The organism is Bartonella sp. AP1QHHD, assembly GCF_042196265.1.
Lineage (GTDB): Bacteria > Pseudomonadota > Alphaproteobacteria > Rhizobiales > Rhizobiaceae > Bartonella.
Map to the genome: position 1 here is coordinate 1 of NZ_JBHIPW010000037.1, position 16,324 is coordinate 16,324.

Consider the following 16,324-nt stretch of genomic DNA (forward strand, 5'->3'; position numbering starts at 1 on the left):
AACCCCTTAAAAACTCTTTGAAAAAAATAAATTGGTACAAAACCTAGTGGCAAATTATACAAAACCTGCTGGCAAGCTACATCAGTAAAAACAATAGGTTACATATAACAAAGAAGAGTATGGTGCCCAGACGCGGATTCGAACCACGGACACGCGGATTTTCAGTCCGCTGCTCTACCAACTGAGCTATCTGGGCATGCTTCATAAAAAATATAAAGCGTTTGCGGTTATAACATTAAAATTTTCTCTGTCCAGTCATCAAAAGAAAAATAATTGATTTTTTAATAAGTTTATCTCCCTATTTTAGAGCGTTATCAATGAATCTTTATCATAAAGATATCATAAAATAAATTTGATAGGTATATTGGATAGTTTAGTGTATTGTTATTAGAATGCTGTCTTATTGTGGTGATGATACGAAAAAAAATTAAAAGAATCAATCGAGAGGCATGATTAAGAAAGATTTTTTTATAAAGTTTCCGTGAATTTTAAGCATACGCAATAATAGACAATATTTTTGACTTTTTTCTAAAAAGATTATTGATTAGTCTTTATAATAATTTGTTTTTCTTTATAAAGAAAGAAAAACATCTAAAAGGGGAGAAATAATGATAATGTTACAAAAACCAAGTAATCGTCCCAATAATACTAATTTTTCTTCAGGTCCTTGTAGCAAACGGCCTGGTTGGACTCTTGATGTTCTTAAAAATGCATTAGTTGGGCGTTCACATAGATCTAGAGAAGCAGAATTAAAACTTGCTGAAGTTGTTAATTTAACCCGTGAGATTCTTGAGGTTCCTTCTGATCATCGTATAGGAATTATGCCAGGATCAGATACCGGTGCTGTTGAGGCTGCTCTATGGTCTCTATTAGGTGAGCGTGGCATTGATATGGCAGCGTGGGAAAGTTTTGGGTTTGGGTGGAATAAAGATGTTGTCGAGCAATTAAAGCTTTCTGATGTGCGTCGTTTTGAAGCTCCTTATGGTGAAATACCAGATTTAACACAACTTGACTTTGATCGGGATGTTGTTTTTACATGGAATGGGACAACTTCTGGTGTGCGTATTCCTAATGCAGATTTCATTCCGCATAAGCGGGCTGGATTGACCATTTGTGATGCAACATCGGCAGCTTTTGCGCAATATCTTGATTTTTCAAAATTAGATGTTGTTACTTTTTCATGGCAGAAAGTTTTGGGAGGCGAGGCTGCACATGGTATGGTGATTTTAAGTCCTCGTGCTGTTGAGAGGCTTGAGAATCATGTTCCAGCTTGGCCTATGCCCCAACTTTTCTATATGACAAAAAATGGAAAATTGAACGAAGATATTTTTAAAGGAAAGATCATCAATACACCTTCTATGCTTTGTGTTGAGGATTTCCTTGATGGGTTGAAGTGGGCAAAATCTCTAGGAGGTGCAGCGGCATTAAGAGCACGGGTTGAGAAAAATTTTTCTGTACTTGATGCTTTTGTTCGCAAAACGCCATGGTTAGAATATTTGGCAAAAGATCCTGAAGTGCGTTCTAACACCGCTATTTGTTTAGATATTGTGGATCCAGTGATTACTGCTTTGGATACGGAAAAGCGAGTATCTTTTATAGAAGCGGTTGTGAAGCGTCTTGATGAGGAAGGGGTTGCTTATGATATCGGTTCGTATCGCGATGCTCCTCCTGGGCTTCGAATTTGGGCGGGTATAACAATTGAGGCTTCCGATCTTGAAATTTTAACACAATGGCTTGAGTGGGCATTCCAAGTTGAAAAAGCACAGCTTTAAATAATTACTGGTGATTTTCACAGGGTGTTTTTAAACAGAAAAAGGATACGAGAGATTATGATGATCTTTCGTATTCTTGTATCAGACAAACAGCCTCTAAATATTACATGAATTGTAAAAGATTAAGAGGAGGAATAAATGCTCTGTCAGGTGTTGGATACGCACAAATTAAAATCTCTATTTTTTTACTTTTTGTAGCAAAAATGACAGATTTAAAATATTTTGGTATTTGCTTATCTTTATTATCATAAATTTGAAAATTTAATCACTTGAAGATTGAGAAAAATCTGAAATGAGGAGTCGCACTTGCTCTAAGGTTTCGTTATAAAGAAGTGTTTGTTTTTGAATGCTGGTTTTTTTGACCAAACACGACGGAGAAAGTTATGGCCAATGTAGTTGTTGTCGGTACACAATGGGGTGATGAAGGCAAAGGTAAAATTGTAGATTGGTTGTCTGAGCGAGCAGATATCGTGGTGAGATATCAGGGGGGGCATAATGCTGGCCACACATTGGTTGTTGATGGAGTCAGTTATAAATTATCACTTTTACCGTCTGGTTTAGTGCGTGGCAAGTTATCAATTATTGGTAATGGTGTTGTTGTTGACCCTCATCATTTTGTTGCAGAAGTAAAAAAACTATGTAATCAGGGTGTAAAAATCACACCAGAAATTTTGCGTATTGCTGAAAATGCTCCTTTGATTCTTTCGTTGCATCGTGATCTTGATGCAATTCGAGAAAGCGGTTTATCTGGTTTAAAGATTGGTACAACAAAGCGCGGTATTGGACCGGCTTATGAAGATAAGGTGGGACGTCGTGCTATCCGAGTGATGGATTTAGCAGAAAAAGATACACTTATGGCTAAGATTGAGCGGCTTTTGAGGCATCATAATGCTTTGCGTCGTGGGATGGGTGTTGCAGAGATTGATTCTCAAGCGCTTTATGATGAATTGATGCAAGTTGCGGATAAAATTTTGCCCTTTATGGATTGTACGTGGCGTCTTTTAGATGAAGGTTATCGAGGAGGTAAACACATTCTTTTTGAAGGTGCGCAAGGTGCTTTATTAGATAATGATTTTGGAACTTATCCTTATGTAACGTCATCTAATACAGTTGCTGGGCAAGCATGTACAGGTTCGGGGATGGGACCTGATGCAATCCATTATGTTTTGGGTATTGCAAAAGCTTATACTACACGCGTTGGAGAAGGGCCGTTCCCGACAGAGCAGATAAATGATATTGGTGAATTTCTGGGAGTGCGTGGACATGAATTTGGTGTTGTAACGGGTCGAAAGCGTCGATGTGGTTGGTTTGATGCTGTCTTAGTACGTCAGATGGTAACAATTTGCGGTGTTCAAGGTATAGCATTGACAAAACTTGATGTTTTAGATGGTTTGGATGAAATAAAAATTTGTATTGGTTATGAGCTTGATGGTAAAAGGATTGATTATTTACCTTCTTCCATGGGAGCTCAGGATCGGGTGAAGCCTATTTATGCAACATTAGAAGGTTGGAAGAAAGAAACAGCACATGCATTGAGGTGGGAAGATTTACCAGTGCAGGCTATTAAATATATACGCTATATTGAAGAACTGATTAATACAAAAGTGGCTTTATTATCCACAAGTCCAGAGCGTGAAGATACTATTCTTATTACGGATCCCTTTGTTAATTGATTATTGTTTTTAGGTTTCTATATATGTTCTCTGTTCATTTTTGTATCTTTTTACAAAAAAAGTTTTTAAGAGCACGTAAGAGAAAGGTGCAAAATAGCATTGTTTATTTTTCATATTCATTTTACATTATGTTGTACCAATATTAAATGGCAACCAATTTAGAAGGCTAAAATAAAGTTTTTTGGCTTTACTATTGATTTTTTCTCAGTTTAAGAGAGATTATAGAGGAAATGGTAGATTTCGTTGGAATCTTAAAAAAGACAATTAATGCACAAAATAATATTACACCACAAGTGCGTAAGCGGATTTATAAGCGGGCTACCGAAACACTAGAACATCAATTTGTAACAGCAAAAATACCACAAGCAATAGCGGATGAACAAAGAAAGATTCTTCAAAGTTCTATTGCAACTGTTGAAGGAGAATATTTAGCAGTTGAAAAGAAACGGCTTTCTTCAGTTATTGGGTGGAATCCCACAAATATAAATGAAGATAAGAAAGTTACAAAAAAAACTATATTACCAAAGAATAATGAATTGTCAGAGGTAAACATAAAAAGAAAGCAGGATTTTGTTACACGTTCAAAGGATAACAAGGTATTTGTTGAGCTTTGTGTATCAGATATACCAGATGCAGAGCCTGTTAATATGGAGGCTGATGTGCCTTCTCAGCATGTTAATAGCAGTGTGTTAAAGATTTCTCCTTCGCAGGAAGATAATCCGCATATTGTTTCGCACATTTTTTCTCAGGCTTTACGTCGTGCTAATAAATCGTTAGTGCAAAGGCGTATTGTGATAAGTGCTGTTTTTGTTGTTAGTTTTGTTGTTTTAATTGTTGGTATTTTTTTTGTTGGTGAGCGTGTATTTGTATCAAATGATTATCAGTTTTTAGAAGAAAATCTTCAAGCTTCTCACAGAGTACCAAAGGCATTTCCAATTAAGAGAAAGTTAACACAACGCTTATTAGAGGATGGAAGTGAAATTGATGTTGGTTTAAAACAAGCGATAGATTCTTCGGATGAAGAAGTACTCTCAACAGTTGTTGATAGCAATTTGCAATCGCTTGAAAAATCAGGTGAAGCTGTTTTCTATCAAGCACGTACAAATTATGATGCAGAAAAGATAGCAACGGGAAGTGCTCGCTGGACGCTTATAAAAGAGTCTCAAGTGAAGGGGTCTCCAGAAGAAACAACTATACAAGGTGATATAACAATTCCTGATGAAGGGATATCATTGCGGTTAATTTTACGTCGTAATACCGATCAGTCATTTCCTGCTTCATATATTATGGACCTTATTTTTATTCTTTCGGATAAATTTTCAGGTAAAGCTATAAGCAAGGTTCAAGCATTAACCTTTAAAGCAAGTGAACAATCCATTGGACAGGCTTTAACAAGAACCATTGCTGCAAAGATTAACGATGACTTTTTTCTTGTCGCATTGAGTGGTAATCATCCATTTCTTGATCGAAATTTACAATTGATGCGAGAATTAGATTGGATGCGTTTGGTGTTAACGGATAAAAATGGGCGTATAAGTGAATTAACCTTTGCAAAAGGACCAACAGGTAAGTCTATTTTTAATGAAGTTATTGGACAATGGCTTGCACAACAAGATAAGTTAACAGTTCTTGGTCAAAAAAATAAAACATAGATGCAAAAAAATAAACGGCTGTGAAGAATTTTCCACGACCGTCTTTATCAATTATATACCAAATACACTCACTAAATCTTTACATATCAATAACGTAAAGAATTCGATAGACTAATTTACAAGTATAAAGCCAAGGTATGCTTTTTTTCATTTTCACATTTAAAGAATGTGCAAACCATTGGCTTTATACTTAACTCTAGGTTTTACACTTGACTTTGAGATAAAGTAGAATCTTTGATAGAGTTTTGTACTTTTTCAAATGCACGCATTTCAATTTGTCTTACTCGTTCTCGACTAATATTAAATTCACCAGAGAGTTCTTCTAGGGTTAGTGGTACATCATTTAAACGACGCGCTTTGAATATACGTTTTTCGCGTTCATTGAGATTGTCCATGGCATTTATGAGCATGGAACGGCGATTTTCTAATTCACTTTTTTCAATTAAAATTTGTTCTTGATCGTTAGATTCATCCACCAACCAATCTTGTAACTCGCTGTTTTCTCCTTCTTTTGTCCGAATTGGTGCGTTGAGTGAAGTGTCACCACCAAGCCTACGATTCATTGATACAACTTCATCTTCTGTGACATTCAACTGGGTTGCAATTTCTTTCACTTGTTCTGCATTGAGATCGCCACTATCAAGTGCTTGAAGTTTACTTTTTAACTTACGAAGGTTGAAAAACAAGCGCTTTTGATTAGCTGTTGTCCCCATTTTCACCAAACTCCAAGAGCGCAATACATATTCTTGGATTGACGCTTTAATCCACCATATTGCATAGGTTGCAAGACGAAAACCCCGCTCTGGTTCGAAACGTTTAACAGCTTGCATGAGTCCAACATTGCCTTCTGAAATGACTTCCCCAATGGGAAGTCCGTAGCCCCGATATCCCATCGCGATTTTAGCTACGAGACGCAAATGACTGGTTACTAGCCTATGCGCAGCTTTTAGATCATTATGCTCACGGTAACGCTGAGCTAACATATATTCTTCTTTTGGCTCAAGCATTGGAAAACGACGCACTTCTTCCAAGTAACGGTTTAAACCACCATCACCTGTCATTACTGATAATAAATTCATATGGGCCATATAGCACCCTCCTTTCATCTGAATTCCCTGATAAGGCAAATTCTATGTTTTAGATAGCTAACTATCCTCATAACCTCACTCTAGCATATTTTTCAATTTTGTTCAAAAAAAGATATTTTATTGTGAAATCTTGAGAAGGGGAAAAGTTTCAATTCATTTTTTTAAAAAGCTTAATAAGTTTAGCCATATCTTGAGGCAGTGATGCGGAAAACGACATAACTTTACCGGTAGAAGGATGTTCAAAAGTAAGACTTGCAGCATGGAGTGCATGTCGGTTGAATTGATCGATTGCATTTCTAATAGTGGGGTTGAATGTGTTTGATTTTGTTTTAAAAGCGTTTCCATAAACTGTATCGCCTATGAGTGGATGCCCCATATGAGTCATATGAACACGGATTTGATGGGTGCGTCCAGTTTCTAAGCGACATTCCAGAAGGCTAGCAAAAGATGTTGAGTCTGCATGAGAGCCATATTTTTCAAGCAGAGAAACATGTGTAACAGCATGACGAGCATAAGGGTTTTGGTTATGGATGACAGCTTGCTTTGTCCGGTTATGGGGCGAACGGCCAAGTGATGCATCAATTGTCCAGACATTGCGCTGAGGTGTTCCCCAAATCAAGGCATGGTAGCGTCGATCTAATGCGCAGGTACGTCCATGATCAGAAAATTGAGCACTGAGACTTTTATGAGCTAGATCATTTTTTGCAACAACCATAACACCGCTTGTATTTTTATCAAGACGATGGACAATGCCAGGGCGTTTAACACCACCTATACCAGATAAACTATTCCCACAGTGGTAAATAAGGGCATTAACCAATGTACCGGTCCAATTTCCATTCCCAGGATGAACAACAAGACCAGCTGGTTTGTTAATAACAATGATATGATCATCTTCAAAAAGAATGTCCAATGCAATGGCTTCAGCGCTAGGTTCTGCATCACGAAGGTCCGGCATTTCCAATTCAATTATTTGGTTAGGTTTTAATTTTGTTTTTGGTTCCTTTATGAATTGACCATCAATTTTAAGACAGCCTTCACGGATGAGGGTTTGCAAACGCGAACGTGAGAGCACGTCATGATATTGTTTTGCGAGCCACTGATCAAGACGTTGCCCAAGAGCACCTTCATCCGTTATTTTCTGTATTACCATACGATTCCTATTAAGTTTTTAATAAGATTTTACCAGTACGAAATTGCTTTACTATCGAGAAATTCTTTAATTCCCCAATGTCCTCCTTCACGAGCGCGCCCAGAAAATTTTACACCTCCAAAGTAGCTTCCACTGGGTAATCCATGTCCATTAACTTCTACCATACCAGAGCGTACTTGTGCCGCAATACGACGACATTTGTTGCGATCTTGCGATTGAATATAGTTTGTAAGACCATACTCAGTCTCATTCGCTAAAGCGACGGCTTCTTCTTCTGTACTAAAAGAAAGAATCGAGAGAACTGGACCAAAGATTTCTTCTTTAAAAATACGCATATGAGGTTTTACATCAGCAAAGACTGTTGGACGGACATAATAACCGCGTTCCATTCCGTTTGGTAAACCAGTCCCGCCTGCAACAAGAGTTGCACCTTCATCAATTCCCGATTGGATAAGATCTTGAATTTTATCATATTGTTTTTTTGAAACAACGGGCCCAATATGATTTCCTTCTTGGCAGTTTGGTCCTACTTTTGTTGTTTCTGCAATATCTTTGGCTATTTTCACGGCTTTGTCATAGATGCTCTGTTCCACAAGCATACGAGTTGGTGCATTACAACTTTGTCCACTATTATAAAAGCAATGTCGTGCACCACGTTGAACAGCATCTGAGTCGGCATCAGCAAAGATAATATTCGCTCCTTTTCCCCCAAGTTCCAGACAGACTCTTTTTAAAGTAGCGCTGGCATTTTTAGAAATATCTTTTCCTGCTCTAGTTGAACCAGTAAAGCTGATCATTTCTAAATCTGGATGTGCAGAGAGGTAAGAGCCGACAGTTGCACCATCACCATTGATTAAATTAAAAACACCGGCTGGAAGTGCGGCTTCATCTAAAAATTCAGCAAAAAGCATAGCAGAAAGAGGCGCAATTTCAGAGGGCTTTAACACCATGGTACAGCCAGCCAAGAGAGCAGGAATAACTTTAAGAGTTACTTGATTCATGGGCCAATTCCATGGCGTAATTAATCCTACGACGCCGATAGGATCGTAGTGAAGGATTGCTTGCTCATTTCCCTTTATTAAAGTTTTTTGGAACGAAAACTCTTTATAAGCTTCGATAAAATTGCGAATATGGGAACTGCCAGTTGCAGTTTGCGCATTAAGCGCCATATCAATTGGTGCCCCCATTTCCATTGAAATGGTTTTTGCCATGTCTTTGGAACGTTTTTCGTAGATCTCTAGAATTTTCTCAACAAATCCAAGACGCTCATTTGGTGATGTTGTTTTCCATTTTTGAAAGGCTTCTTTAGCCGCATTAATTGCTTTATCGGCATCTTTTGTACTTCCAAGGCTAATGACAGCACAAGTCTCCTCTGTTGATGGATTAATGACGTCAAAATCGTGAGGAGTGCTTGGCTCATCCCATAGACCATTGATATAAAATTTCCGTTTATTAAACATGATTCACTCCCTTTTTTCTATTTGTATTTATGTAATTATGATTGTCTTAGTCTAAGCCTTTTTAAACGAGGATAACAAGGGTAATCTTATAAAAACGCGAGAAATTAGATTATATTGTGATAATTGATCATGGAGAATTCAATAGAGCAATGCTTATTGTATTATTGAAACTAGTTTCTTTTATGAAAAGGGAGAGAAAGAGAGGCATAGACAATTTTCTTGAAGCTTTTTTATCATGAAGTTTTCTTCAAAACAAATGAAATACGAGCTCTATGACACCATAAACTAGGCAATTTATATCGTAAATATGCAAAAGGCAGATTATGAATATGCATTATGGCACTATTTTTTTCATTTAAAAGTAACCATCAGCAAAAGGTTATTAACCTTCGTATGATAGTTTCTACGAATTCTTTTTGAAAAGGTTATTTTTCTCATTGCTATAAATTTGTTGGGTGCCATGCATAATTCGAAAACAAAATCTATTTCTACGTCTTCTTTTTCTGATGATGGTACAAAAGGTGCATCAAGAGAAGATTTATCTGTTAAGATTACTGAGATATTTCCTTATCCGGAAGTGTGGAAAAAGGCATTTGCCCTCGGAAAAAACGTCCGTTTCACGAGAACCCCAGAAGTTGAGATTTTGCGTCGTCGTATAGAAACAGATCCAGTTTTTGCAAAACAGTTTAAAATTTTTACGAAGCAAGATCAAAAAAAAATTACAGATACAGGTATTGTACGTTGTAACAAGAAAACAACAAATATTCTTTCGACAAAAAAAGTCATTAATCCTCAATCAATAGAGAATAAAACATCAGTTTGTCATTCAACGGTTTTGAAGCAGTTATCACGACAAGCTATTCATATGCCGTCAGCAAATATTCCACTTGAGGAGGATAAACAAGAACATAAATTACAAGTGGAAAATGTGCTACCAAAAATAAAACCTGCGTTGCATCTTTCCGATGATGCTTTTTTTGAGTGTGAATCTTTGATATTTGAACATGTGGAGACTCAAACTTCAAAAGAGGATGGAACATCAATTGACACGACAAATGAACTCACACCTGATATCCCCACAGCCTTTGATGAGTCAATAACTGCTCTTTATCGTGTTCTTGAATACCGCTTTCCACAACTCTATGATTCAATTACATCAGAATCTCCAGCGGAAAGAATGCGAGGTGTTGAGAAAATTTCTGATTTAATGCATACAAATAATGATACTACTAAAGAGTGTCATTCTAAGCTTTCTGTTGAAGATTCTGCTCATACGTTAAGTAATACAGGGGCGTTAAGTGATGCAGGGGCTAGTATAGAGACTGAAAATACCAATAATATTGTCGCCAATAATACTGTTGATTGTATAAACAAAGCCGTCACAAAGAATTCAAAAGATTTTTCTGTGATGCAAGCAAACAGTAAAACTAAAACATTGCAATCTACTCGTATGCCATTAGGTAATTATGATTCTGCTTTTATGCAAAATATTCAATCTATTGACTGTGATGTTTATGAATTTCCTCCGATCAACTTATTACAGGAACCTGTTTTTCATGAAGGTACGATGATTCCTCAAGAAACATTAGAACGTGGTGCTGGACTTTTGGAAAGTGTTTTGGAAGATTTTGGCATTAAGGGTGAAGTTATCCATGTTCATCCAGGGCCAGTGGTAACAATGTATGAATTTGAACCCGCTGCGGGTGTAAAGTCATCGCGCGTTATTAATCTTTCTGATGATATTGCGCGTTCTATGTCTGCTATTTCTACACGCGTTGCTGTAATTCCTGGACGTAATGTTATCGGGATTGAGTTACCCAATGCGGTTCGTGAAACTGTTTATTTACGGGAATTAATCCAAACACGTTCTTTTCGTGAAAGTGAATTTAAACTTGCTCTTGCTTTGGGGAAAGGGATTAATGGTGAACCTGTCATTGCAGAATTAGCAAAAATGCCTCATTTATTGGTTGCAGGAACAACAGGATCAGGCAAGTCTGTTGCAATTAATACAATGATTTTGTCGATTCTTTATCGTATGACACCAAAGCAGTGTCGTTTGATCATGGTTGATCCTAAAATGTTAGAGCTCTCTGTTTATGATGGCATTCCACATCTTTTAACACCCGTTGTCACAGATCCCAAAAAAGCAGTAACAGCTTTAAAATGGGCGGTTCGTGAAATGGAAGAGCGTTATCGCAAAATGGCTAAGTTGGGTGTGCGTAATATTGATGGTTTTAATGCACGCGTTGCACTTGCAGCTCAAAAAGGCGAAACGATCATGTGTACTGTTCAGTCGGGTTTTGATAAGGAAACAGGGGAAATGCTTTATCATGAAGAAGCCATGGATCTCACGCAGCTTCCTTATATTGTTGTGATTGTTGATGAGATGGCTGATCTTATGATGGTGGCAGGGAAAGAGATAGAGAATGCCATTCAGCGCTTAGCGCAAATGGCGCGTGCGGCAGGTATTCATCTTATTATGGCAACGCAACGTCCTTCTGTTGATGTTATCACAGGTACAATTAAAGCGAACTTTCCTACCCGCATTTCTTTTCAAGTAACATCAAAAATTGATAGTCGTACGATCTTGGGTGAACAAGGTGCTGAAACACTTTTAGGTCAGGGGGATATGCTTCATATGGCAGGTGGTGGACGCATTGTGCGCGTTCATGGACCTTTTGTTTCTGATGAAGAAGTTGAATCCATCGTTGCACATCTAAAAATGCAAGGTAAACCTGATTATTTAGCAACGGTAACAGATAATGAAGACGATAACAAAGAGGATAATTCTGCTGATTTAGCTGCTGGAATTTCTGAGGAAGAAAATTTTGATGAAGAGGGTGAGGAACTTTATAACCAAGCTGTAAAAATTGTTATGCGTGATAAAAAATGTTCAACATCTTATATTCAGCGCCGACTTTCAATCGGCTATAATAAAGCAGCTTCTCTCGTCGAGCGGATGGAAGAAAAAGGCATTGTTGGAGCCGCTAATCATGTTGGAAAACGTGAAATTTTACTCAATGAAGGAAAATAAACAAACACATTTAAAAATATGCAATTTTTTAAATATCTGACAGTCATTATTTAAATGTGGTTGTTTTATTTTTTTATATAAATTAAAAATTTAAATGGAGAGTAATAAAGAAAAAGCGATCTTTTATATTAAGACTTCTGATGAGGTAAACAAGCTGATATCAAAGGAGATTATGAGATATTTTTAACATTTCTAAATGATCTGGAATATAAAGAAATTAAACAAATCTTTATATGAGGACATATGATTTGTGTTCTCTTTTTTACAGAGAATTTTTTTAATAAAATAGTGCGGTGGCATATTTTTCTTTTTTCTTTTGTAGCGATTCTAATGAAAGAAAGATCTTTGGAAGATTATTGAGAGCATCATAAAAAAATGCCCAATATGCAAGTTCTGTTGCATGGGGTACTTTAAAGCGCTACGCTGAATTTATTATCATTTGATATTATTGGCTCAAGAAAGGTGTTCTTACGAGAAGCTTTATTTGAAAAAGAGATTTTTATAATGCAGTATATTGATTGATAGTAATTTATCATTATTCACAGTGAATAAAAGTCTCAAACATTGTAAGATTTTCTCATTTCAAATCTGTTTCTGTTGAAACAATTAAAACCATTTCCTTGCGTATCATAATAATGTAGGAGTAAAAAAGTTAAAAATGCTGCTTATGAATGCCTTCAAATGCTAAGAACTATTGGTGACATTAGGGGCTGAAATTAGTATAATGATGGTGCTAACCAGCTCTTTTATAAGCATAAAAATGGTAATGCACAATGCCTTGATATCCTCTATAGGGACCTTTACATTACACCATTTACGGATGCTGTCGTAAAATAAGCTTGGGGATCTTGGGAGATATCTTTTCAAAACAGGCGCATGAATGCGTAAAATAAGTGTATTCTTTTTGAGTACTATTTATGCGAGGGAGATGTTATCATTATTGTAACAAGATTTATTACAATAATGGGTGAATAAGCAACCAGAGCTGGAAGCTTCTTTTTATTCTTGTTTTGTTGATGAAACAGTCAAAATTTTGCTACAGACAATTGATATGAGATATCAAGTTATTATAACCAGAACAGATAATTGTAAACAAATTAGCATTATTCATTTGAGAGTAAATCCAACACTTTTTAGTTTTAGTTATGCCATTAAAAGCAGATGAGTTAAAGTTAAATACAAATGAATTAAAATGTCAGCAAGAAGCTTTTCGTTTTACACCAGAGCTTTTGCCACGGCCTTTTACGTGGGAAATCGATCACAATGGTTTGTTTTGTGAAGTCTCAAAAGAGCTAGCTGAAGTTGTTGGTCCTCTCTCTTCTTCTATTTTAGGGTGTAGTTTTCATGAGCTTGCTCATCAATTTAATGATGATCGATATCTGGTTCTCAGTCATTTTATTGAAGCGGCTATGCCTTGGAGTAAAGAGATTGTTCAATGGCCTGTTGATGGTTGCTTACAATGGCTTGATGTTGAATTGTCGGCTTTGCCAATTTTTGATGTTACAAAGCAGCTTAAGGGGTTTCGTGGCTTTGGTGTTTTAAAAATACAAAAAAAAGTCCAAGAAAAAAGAAATGAAAAGCTAGAAACAGAAATGCCATGTCTTACGGAGATCGAACGCTCAGCTTTTCGTGAAATTGCAGAGCAATTGCGTGATGAATTGAATTCATCGGTAAAAGAAGAAAATTTAGTTGAAGAAACAGCTATTCAGTTACCATATGCACAAACATTGCCGATAAATGCTATAGAACAAGCTCTCGTAAAAGAGCCCGCTGCAGTTTTATCATTGTTGGATACAGCAACAGATGGTGTTTTATGGTTGGATGAAGAGGGCTTTATTCAATCAGCGAGTAGGGCAGCCTTAGCATTAATGGGTTATGAAATAAATAAACTACGAGGACAGCTATTCTCTTCATTATTTACTTTGCAAAGCCGACTTTTGGTTGAAAAATATTTTAAATCAATCCGTATGGAGGGAAAAAATCAGGTTTTAAATCGCAGTGAAACCGCTGATTTAATGACAAAAAATCAAAAAAATATAACCGTTTTGATAACGATTGTATTTTTGGCAAAGCAAGGCAATTATGCTGTTATGTTGCGTGATAGGACACAAACAGTTCCATCAGGAGAAAAAAAAGCAGAAGAGGATAAAATCGTTGGAGTTGTTCATGAAATACGAACACCTTTGAATGCTCTTATTGGTTTTGCAGAAATTATGAGAGAAGGCCGTTTTGGTTCAATAGAAAATGAGCGCTATCATGGATATTTACGCGATATTATTTCCTCTGGAAAACATATATTATTGCTGATTAATCAATTACTAGAGTGCTCGAAGATAAATTATTCTGGTTCCGATAACCAGATTGATTCTTCCCTTATTTCTGAAACATTTGATGTAATATCTTGTTTACGTGCGACGATAGCTTTTCTTGAAACTCAAGCCAATCAGAACGGCATTATCATGCGTATTGTTGCTCCACCTCACGTTCCATTTATTCCTGTATCACAACAAGTGTTTCGCCAGATTATATGGAATCTTCTTTCCAATGCTATTCGTTTTACACCTTTGGGCGGACAGATTATTGTTCACGTTTCTTATAGAAAAGAACGTGTAAAAATTTCAGTGAGTGATAATGGTATAGGGATGAACGAAGAAGAGATTATACAGGCACTGCAACCTTACGGTCAAGTAGAGCGCAAAGATGGCCGATCTGGTGATAGCGCTTTTATGGGAACAGGTTTAGGCCTCCCAATGTGTAAAGCAATGGTGGAAGAAAGAGGGGGACAATTTTTACTGTTCTCAAAACCCAATCATGGAACAACTGTGGAAATGTTTTTTCCTCGTGTTCCATGATGTAAATCTGGCATAAAATTATTTTTTCTTAGCCAAAAGATCTCTAATTTCTGTTAAAAGTTGTTCTTCTGAAGACGTTTTTTTGGGGCTTTCTTCTTCTTTTCTACGGATTTTATTCATAGCTTTAACGAATAAAAAAAGAACCCAAGCAATAATGAGAAAATTGATAAGTAAAGTAATAAAGTGTCCATAGCTAATGGTTGCTCCAGCTGCTTTGGCGGCACTCAATGTTGCTTGTTTTTCGCCAGCAAGTTGAATAAACATATTAGAAAAATCAATTCCACCCGTAATCAGCCCAATGATTGGCATAAAAATATCATTGACAATTGAGTTGACCAAGCTACCAAAAGCACCCCCTATAATCACACCGATAGCAAGATCAATCATATTACCTTTTAGGGCAAATTCTTTGAATTCTTTAAGCATTGCGTTTTCCCCTTTATATAAGCGATATACGGTAATTTACTTACCGCTTTTGATGAAAAAGGAAAGGGCAGATTTTATTTTTAGGATTATATTACGATATTAATATTATTTTCAAAGAACTTTATAAGGTTTAATAAAGAGCTTTAGGGCTCTATTTGAATGTACATAGAATATTTCCTAGAAAAAAGCTTTTTTGATAAAAACTATATCTGCTTTTTCAACAGAAAGTAGAAAACTGTAGCTTAATTTATATAATTGCCTCAAGATTTTTATTTTAACATTAAAAAGAGAGATTTTTACACAATACCACAAAATGGGTAGTGTTGAAAGCTGAGCTATCAGAAAGCTTCTCAAATGAAGTACATATAAATGAAGCACATATATTGGCATAACATTTTATTATAAAAAGAAAATTTAGGAATAAAAAATATATTTCAGCGCTGATAGAAGAAATAGATAAATGAGACAGAAGTAAAACTTATAATTTAATTCCTCTTAATTCAGTAAGCGATAATAGCAATTAGGAGGGCATTATGGCTTATCTAAAAGCTATTTGTATTGGGTTGCATGAGCTAAAATGGCGATAATTCCGATGGAAGAAACACATTTCATCTGCTGGAAGATTGTATCAGTTTATAAATAGCAGAGCTATAGGGTTTGCAAGATCATTTTGGTTTGAAAGTCGTTGGTATGATGTGTGAGTTCAATGATCAACTGTCATTACTTGAAACATATGTTAGACAGAGCACTTAATAGATGCAGAATTGTATTTAACGCATCAGAAATGGCAAAGGAAACAACGCAGATTCCTCAAAATTTTATCAATAGAGTACAAATTGATTGAACATTCTGTTACTAATAAATGGTGCAACAATAGTATGAATTTAGATGACTTTATGAACCATGTATTCTATAAATGCTAGGAAAAAATAGCTTTATAAAGCAAGCTCTGTTTCTATTGGAAACGATATTACACAAAGGAACTTTGGGAATAGAGATAATTTGCCTGCATTTTTAAGAGAATTATGAGCTTGCTTGCATGAGACGTTACAAAACCATGACTATGGTGAAGAGCCTTTGATGTTTCAATTTATGCTGCATTTTATAAGATTAGGATTCATATTTTAATCTTTAAAAAATGTCGAAAAAGAGAAACATTTTTTTAGAATAAAAAGTTTTTTACACAGTATACATCAATATAAACATGTATGGCT

The 16,324-nt window shown here is 36.1% G+C and carries 9 protein-coding genes and 1 tRNA gene; 5 read left to right on the forward strand and 5 right to left on the reverse strand.

Annotation, left to right across the window (positions count from 1 at the left end; all coding sequences use genetic code 11):
• Window positions 1-120: 120 nt before the first annotated feature.
• Window positions 121-196, reverse strand: a tRNA-Phe gene (locus tag ACFIME_RS03680).
• Window positions 197-608: 412 nt separating this feature from the next.
• On the opposite strand from ACFIME_RS03680, the gene ACFIME_RS03685 reads away from it, so the two are divergent.
• From ACFIME_RS03685 to ACFIME_RS03695, 3 genes are all read left to right on the forward strand, one after another.
• Window positions 609-1,772, forward strand: coding sequence for a phosphoserine transaminase (locus ACFIME_RS03685; RefSeq protein ID WP_375684515.1), 1,164 nt, complete (start codon window positions 609-611; stop codon window positions 1,770-1,772).
• 383 nt (window positions 1,773-2,155) lie between these two features.
• Window positions 2,156-3,445, forward strand: a complete 1,290-nt coding sequence (locus ACFIME_RS03690) for an adenylosuccinate synthase (protein ID WP_375633506.1) — start codon at window positions 2,156-2,158, stop codon at window positions 3,443-3,445.
• Between the two features lie 230 nt (window positions 3,446-3,675).
• On the forward strand, window positions 3,676-5,097 hold the full coding sequence (locus ACFIME_RS03695; RefSeq protein WP_375655231.1) for a hypothetical protein: 1,422 nt from the start codon (window positions 3,676-3,678) through the stop codon (window positions 5,095-5,097).
• 203 nt (window positions 5,098-5,300) lie between these two features.
• Here ACFIME_RS03695 and rpoH read toward each other — a convergent pair whose 3' ends face one another.
• The 3 genes from rpoH to ACFIME_RS03710 form a co-directional block, all read right to left on the reverse strand.
• Window positions 5,301-6,185 carry an RNA polymerase sigma factor RpoH gene (rpoH, locus tag ACFIME_RS03700; RefSeq protein WP_375618560.1) on the reverse strand — a complete coding sequence of 295 codons (885 nt, stop codon included), beginning with the start codon at window positions 6,183-6,185 and terminating at the stop codon, window positions 5,301-5,303.
• Between the two features lie 148 nt (window positions 6,186-6,333).
• Window positions 6,334-7,338 carry an RluA family pseudouridine synthase gene (locus ACFIME_RS03705; RefSeq protein ID WP_375684516.1) on the reverse strand — a complete coding sequence of 335 codons (1,005 nt, stop codon included), beginning with the start codon at window positions 7,336-7,338 and terminating at the stop codon, window positions 6,334-6,336.
• Window positions 7,339-7,367: 29 nt separating this feature from the next.
• Window positions 7,368-8,798, reverse strand: a complete 1,431-nt coding sequence (locus ACFIME_RS03710) for an aldehyde dehydrogenase family protein (RefSeq protein ID WP_375662403.1) — start codon at window positions 8,796-8,798, stop codon at window positions 7,368-7,370.
• A gap of 460 nt (window positions 8,799-9,258) precedes the next feature.
• Here ACFIME_RS03710 and ACFIME_RS03715 point away from each other — a divergent pair, with 460 nt between their 5' ends.
• Window positions 9,259-11,832, forward strand: coding sequence for a DNA translocase FtsK (locus tag ACFIME_RS03715; protein ID WP_375684517.1), 2,574 nt, complete (start codon window positions 9,259-9,261; stop codon window positions 11,830-11,832).
• Window positions 11,833-12,977: 1,145 nt separating this feature from the next.
• The gene (locus tag ACFIME_RS03720) at window positions 12,978-14,684 is read left to right on the forward strand and encodes an ATP-binding protein (protein ID WP_375684518.1); all 1,707 of its coding nucleotides are present in this window, start codon (window positions 12,978-12,980) and stop codon (window positions 14,682-14,684) included.
• Between the two features lie 18 nt (window positions 14,685-14,702).
• Here ACFIME_RS03720 and mscL read toward each other — a convergent pair whose 3' ends face one another.
• Window positions 14,703-15,110 (reverse strand): large conductance mechanosensitive channel protein MscL, encoded by a 408-nt coding sequence (mscL, locus tag ACFIME_RS03725; RefSeq protein WP_026500234.1) that lies wholly within the window; start codon window positions 15,108-15,110, stop codon window positions 14,703-14,705.
• Window positions 15,111-16,324: the final 1,214 nt, after the last annotated feature.